Origin of the sequence: Streptomyces regalis, from assembly GCF_001509475.1 — a bacterium.
Classification (GTDB): Bacteria; Actinomycetota; Actinomycetes; order Streptomycetales; family Streptomycetaceae; genus Streptomyces; species Streptomyces regalis.
The window spans coordinates 1-5,434 of sequence record NZ_LLZG01000141.1 but is presented as its reverse complement, the minus strand read 5'-3'; the positions used below and the strand labels follow the sequence as shown (position 1 = coordinate 5,434).

Sequence of the window (5,434 nt, the reverse complement as noted above, 5' to 3'; positions counted from 1 at the left end):
TGCGGTGCGAGTCGTGGGTCTCCAGCAGGATCCGTACGCCCATGTCGGCGGCGTACTCCGCGGCCGTACCGAGCCGCCGCGCGGCGATCGCGTCCGCCGATTGCCGGCTCTGCTCGGGGAAGACGCGGACGAAGCCGGCGCCGAGGTCGTGGGCGAGGTCGAGCAGGGTGCGGATCTCCTCGATCACGGGCCCGTCGTCGCCCGGCGCGGCCACGCGCGCGTACCCGGCGAGCCCCAGCAGCTCGATGCCGGCCGCCTTGAACTCGCCCACCACGTCCGCCCGCTGGGCGGCATCCAGGCCGGTGTGCACCGGCTCCTCCGGGTGCGTGCGCAACTCGACGCCGTCCCTCGGAGATCCCCCGCTCAGCCTGCCCCCGCCCGGGAGGCGCCGACCGCTCCGGCCTGCTGGGCGCGGACCAGGATCCGGTAGTGCTCGCTGGTGGCGACGAGCTGCTCGTGGCTGCCCGTGGCGACGATGCGCCCCTCGTCGAGGACGAGGATCAGGTCCGCGGCGCGGATGGTCGACATGCGGTGGGCGATCACCAGCAGCGTGCACTGGGCCGACGCGTCGCGGATCGACCGGGCCAGTGCCGCCTCGTTGACCGCGTCCAGGTGGGCGGTCGGCTCGTCCAGCAGGAGCAGGCGGGGCCGGGCCAGCAGGGAGCGGGCGATGGCGATGCGCTGGCGCTCACCGCCGGACAGCGCCATGCCGTGCTCCCCGGCGTCGGTGTCCAGGCCGTGCGGCAGCTGGGTGACCAGGTCCGTGAGGTGGACGAGCCCGACCACCCGGTCGACCTCGTCGGGTGCGGCGTCCGGGACGGCGTAGGTCAGGTTCTCCCGCAGAGTGCCGTACAGCACCGGCGCCTGCTGCTCCACCAGGCCGATCCGGGCCCGGTGCGCGGAGCGGCTGACGGTCCGGATGTCACGGCCGGCGAACTCGATCCGGCCGCGGTCGGGGTCGTAGAACCGCTCGACGAGCGTGAAGACCGTGGACTTTCCGACTCCGGAGCTGCCGATGAGGGCCACATGGGCGTGCTCGGGCACTTCGAAGGTCACCCCGCGCAGGACGGGGCGGCCCGGTTCGTAGCCGAACCACACGTCTCGGAAGGCCAGCACGGGGTGCGGCCGGTCGGCCTTCTGCGGCGCCGCCGGGGGTTCGGGTCCGGTCTCCCGCTCCGCGGGCAGGGCCAGCACCTCGGTGATCCGGCGGTACGCGCCCACGCCCTGCTGCATGGTGCTGACGGACTGGAACACCATCCCGATCGGCCCCACCAGATAGATCATGTAGAGGAGGAAGGCGGCGAGGTCCGCCACCGATCCCTGCCGGTCGGCGACCCGCAGGCCCCCGACGAGCAGCACGACGACGAACGAGCCCTTGACGGCCAGTTCGACGGCCGGGCCCACCACCGCGTCCAGCTTCGCGATCCGCACGCTGCCCGCGTACGCCGACCTGGCCCGGCCGCCGATCCTGTCCGACTCGCGCTGCTCGGCGCGGCTGGCCCGGACGGTTCGGATGGCTCCCAGCGCGCGTTCCAAATCGGCGGTCATCGCACCCGTCGCCTGCTGGGTGACCAGCGACGCCGCCGAGATGCCGCGCAGCACCGAGCCGACGAGCACGGTGGCGAACGCGACCACGGCCAGCACGATCAGGAACATCAGCCAGTCGAGCCAGAGCATCAGCGCCACGACCCCGATCAGCGCGATACCGCCGGTCACCGCGTCCGTGAACCCCTCCGCGACGAGCAGCCGCAGTGCGGTGCTGTCGGCGCTGACGCGCGAGATGAGATCGCCGACGCGGTGCCGCGCGTAGGAGGCCATGGGCAGCCGCAGCACATGCCGGATCAGTCCGAGCCGGATGCCCAGCACGACCCCTTCGCCGGTACGGGCCAGGACGTACTGGGCCAGGCTCTGCACCAGCGCCTGGGCGAGGAAGAGGGCGACCAGCAGGACGATCACCGGCCCGATCGGGCTCCCGGACGTGGCCGACTCGATCACCTGCTTCACCAGCAGGGGCTGGACCAGGCCGAGAGCCGAGGCCCCCAGCATCAGCAGCACGGCGAGGCCGACCCTCCGGCGGTGCCCGCGCAGCAGGCGCAGGACGTCCCGGGGACTCACGCGGTCACCTGTGGCTTTCCGTATCGCGTCCGGGGCTCCCGGCCGAAGCAACCGACGAGGCATGCTGCTCGGCGCACGGCACGGTGAACAGCGGCCGGAAGTAGTCCGGCGGATACTCCTCGCCCACCGGCACCCCCTCCGCCTCCACCCAGGCGTGCGCCCCGAAGGGCGGCAGGCGCCGCGCGCCCACGCACCAGGTGGGCCACCGGCCGTGCAGGCGGCACAGCAGGGCCGTGGCCAGGGTCCGGGGCAGGCACCCCTCCCGTCCGGCACATGCCAGGCTGACCGCGACCACGGCGTCCCGGGCCGCCCGCGTCTGCTCGACGGTGGCCGGACGGGCGCCCCGGCTGAGCCTGCCCAGTACGGTACGGATGCGCCGGGGGCGCTGGGCGGCCAGCAGCCGTGCGACGGCCACCACAAGCCGCACCAGGACCCGGCGCGGCAGGGGGACCGAGCGCGGATCGTGGACGACGACTTCCGTCGAGCTCATGGCCGCCGTCCCTGCGTGCGGCGCCCGGTGTCCTCCTCCACCAGGCCGGCCGAGCGCAGCTCACCGATCAGCTCCCGCACGTCCTGGTCCGCGCTGTCGGCGTCCACCGCGTACTCGGCGGTGAGCGCCCGCACGGCCTCCGCCGCGCCGCCGCCGTCCAGCAGCGTCCGTACGACCACGGCAGCGGTGGGATTGAGCGTCCAGTACTGGTCGTGATCCTCGTCGAGGAGCGCGATCCCGTACTCCGTCTCGGTCGTGAACACACCCTCACGCAGTTTGAGCGTCATGAGCTCTCCCTCGATCTCGATACCTCGGACCTCGGACCTCGGACTTCAGGACGGTACGGCCGCGCCCTGGAGCGTACGGAGCCACACCTCGCACGCCACGGTCTGGTACAGCGCGTCGAACTGCAGGGACGGAGGCAGCGGGCGGCTGCACACCCCACGCAACACGTCAGCGTCGATCAGGCCCAACCGGGCCAGCCGCGAGTCCTCGCACAGGGCCAGCAGCTCGGCCCGGTGTTCCCGCATCCCCGCCTCCACCTCATGGGAACCCTCGTCCTTGGTCTGGCGGGAAAGGCTCTCGTCGGGAACGACGCCGCGCATGGCCTCGACGATGAGCGGCTTGTACCGCCAGGGTGTGATCCGGTCCTGCGCCCGCACGGCCAGGCCCGCTTCGACCACCCTGTCGTCGTAGTACGGAGCGGCGATGGTCACCCCGAGCCGCGCGGCCATCTGTCCCAACTGCCGGACCATGCGCGACGTGCTCCGCATCGCCTCCAGCTCGACGTGCTGACCGCGCGTCGGGGCCAGCGGCTCCGCGGCACGGGCCGCGTCGCGGACCAGCTCGCGCACGGCTGCCACGGCGTCCGGTGTCGCCCACGGGGGCAGCCGCGGGGGCGTCCCCCAGTCCAGGGTCGGGGTGTCCATGGCGGGCGGTACGGCGGTGAGCGCGTCGCCGACCCGGGCGAGCCATGCCCGGTAGGGGCTGCTGTCCCCAAGCTGCCGCAGTGTCTCCCGCAACGACCACGGGCGTTGGGCGGCGAAACCGCGCACCCGCCGCAACGCGGTCCTGGGGTGGGCGCGCAGCAGCGTGTGCAGATGAGCCGGCGAACCGGCGAGCAACTCGTCCCCGCCGAAGCCGGTCAGGTGCAGCCGCGAGCCGCGGGCCGCGGCCGACCGGGGGATGAGCAGCCACCGGTCGCGGTGGACAGCGGCCGGGCACGGCTCGTCCATACGGTCGTCGATGTCGCGCAGACCCTCGTAGACCATCGGCAGCCGGTCCCCGGCGATGACGTGGTGTTCCAGGCCGCCCAGCGCGGTGACGGTGCGGCGGGCCCAGGTCACGTCGTCGCCGAGGGGGTCGAGGCCGTCGGCGGTGTAGGCGACGACCCTCGCCGTGCCCCCGCCGGCCGCCAGACAGTACACGGAGGTCGAATCCAGGCCGCCCAGATCGCAGCTCACCAGGTCCCGGCCCCGGCCCCGGACCTCGACAGCGGCGGACAACGCCTCCCGCAACGCCCGGGCGCCCTCGGCCATCGGCACGACCGGCTCCGGGGGGTTCCACCACCTGACCGACCGCCGCCGCCCGGCTCCGTCGAGCACCAGGCAGTGGCCGGTCGCCAGCGCGCTCACGCCATGCCACACGGGCTCGCCCGCCAGCGGATGCAGCGCGGACGAGTTCAGCAGTCGGACGGCCAGCCGCCGTTCGTCGACGTCCGCGTCGAGCAGGTGGGCCAGGACGTCCGCCCGGTCGCCGGCCACAGCGGCGTCACCGATCCGGGCGTGGAACACCGGTCGAAGGCCGGTGACGCTCCCTTGGACCCTTACGTCCCCGGCGACCGACGCGACCAGGTAGTGACTCCCGGCCAGTGACCCGGCCAACCCGTCGAGACCGGCGACCGAGCGCATCCGCCCGGCCACCGTGCTCAGCCGCCCGCCGGTGACGGCATGCTCACCCAGCACCGCGATCCTGGCCTGCCCCGCCTCACCCACCACCACGGCGTTCCGGGACCAGCGGCCGAGCAGCCAGGGCCGCCCCGACGGGTGGCTGACCTCCTGCGCACCACGGTTGCGCAGGGCGACGCCGACCGGGGCTGCGGCAGCACAGTCCGGAAGAACGACGAACCAGTCGGGGACGTCGTCCACGTCGGGAAAACGGCCCACAGTGAGGCGACCCACGGCGATGTCCTCCTAGCACCCGGACTACGGCGTGACTCGGGGGCCCGGGGGCGGTGGAAACGAGACACACACCGCCACCCGGTACCGTTCCTCGAGGCAACCGCCTGGGGAACTACCGACGCGTCACAGGCTGAACCTGGCGGGAAGAACCCTTTCCGGACCTCGGTGCGTGCCGAGACCGGTGACGCGGAAGGAACCGACTGGCGTCAGCGTCGGACGCTCGTACGTACGCATCATGGTTCACCTCCTCCTTGGTCTTCCAGTAATTCCCTTTCTTCATGGACGCGGCATTTCACATGCCAACGCCTTTTTCCAGACTAGTCGTTGAGCATCCGAATCGCACCGTTTATCCATCGTTCAATTATTGACGGCGAGACAGGTGTCCCTGGAATTTCGTTGCCCGAAATTCTTAGTCGAGAACACGGCTGAGAATTGTGGTGTCAACGCCCGTGTCACGCCGAGTCGTTGAGTAGCCGCGACAGATGCTCGCGGCCCGCGTCCAGCAGTCCGTCCAGCGGTGCGGCATCCTCGTACCACCGCTTCTCGTACTCCCAGCACAGCCAGCCGTCCCAGCCGTGCCGGGAGAGCACCTCCACGCACTCGGCGAGCGGCAGCACCCCGGTGCCGAGCGGCAGCGGGGTCGTGTCGT

Annotated in this window: 6 protein-coding genes and 1 pseudogene; all 7 read right to left on the bottom strand. The window is 72.3% G+C overall.

Annotated elements, in window-relative coordinates; genetic code table 11:
* A partial coding sequence (locus ADL12_RS19195; RefSeq protein ID WP_159053204.1) for a TIM barrel protein occupies positions 1-367 on the bottom strand: 367 nt, incomplete at its 3' end.
* Positions 364-2,178, bottom strand: coding sequence for an ABC transporter ATP-binding protein (locus tag ADL12_RS19190; RefSeq protein WP_062703891.1), 1,815 nt, complete (start codon positions 2,176-2,178; stop codon positions 364-366). The genes ADL12_RS19190 and ADL12_RS19195, both read right to left, overlap by 4 nt.
* On the bottom strand, positions 2,120-2,605 hold the full coding sequence (locus tag ADL12_RS19185; RefSeq protein ID WP_079052126.1) for a lasso peptide biosynthesis B2 protein: 486 nt from the start codon (positions 2,603-2,605) through the stop codon (positions 2,120-2,122). The genes ADL12_RS19190 and ADL12_RS19185 overlap by 59 nt, the downstream gene beginning before the upstream one ends.
* Positions 2,602-2,892 carry a lasso peptide biosynthesis PqqD family chaperone gene (locus ADL12_RS19180; protein WP_062703890.1) on the bottom strand — a complete coding sequence of 97 codons (291 nt, stop codon included), beginning with the start codon at positions 2,890-2,892 and terminating at the stop codon, positions 2,602-2,604. The genes ADL12_RS19185 and ADL12_RS19180 overlap by 4 nt, the downstream gene beginning before the upstream one ends.
* 45 nt (positions 2,893-2,937) lie before the next feature.
* On the bottom strand, positions 2,938-4,770 hold the full coding sequence (locus tag ADL12_RS19175) for a lasso peptide isopeptide bond-forming cyclase (protein ID WP_062703892.1): 1,833 nt from the start codon (positions 4,768-4,770) through the stop codon (positions 2,938-2,940).
* Positions 4,771-4,908: 138 nt separating this feature from the next.
* Positions 4,909-5,019, bottom strand: coding sequence for a keywimysin-related RiPP (locus ADL12_RS58490; RefSeq protein WP_425265121.1), 111 nt, complete (start codon positions 5,017-5,019; stop codon positions 4,909-4,911).
* A gap of 218 nt (positions 5,020-5,237) precedes the next feature.
* Positions 5,238-5,434, bottom strand: a pseudogene (locus tag ADL12_RS19170) (sugar phosphate isomerase/epimerase); the annotation flags it as partial.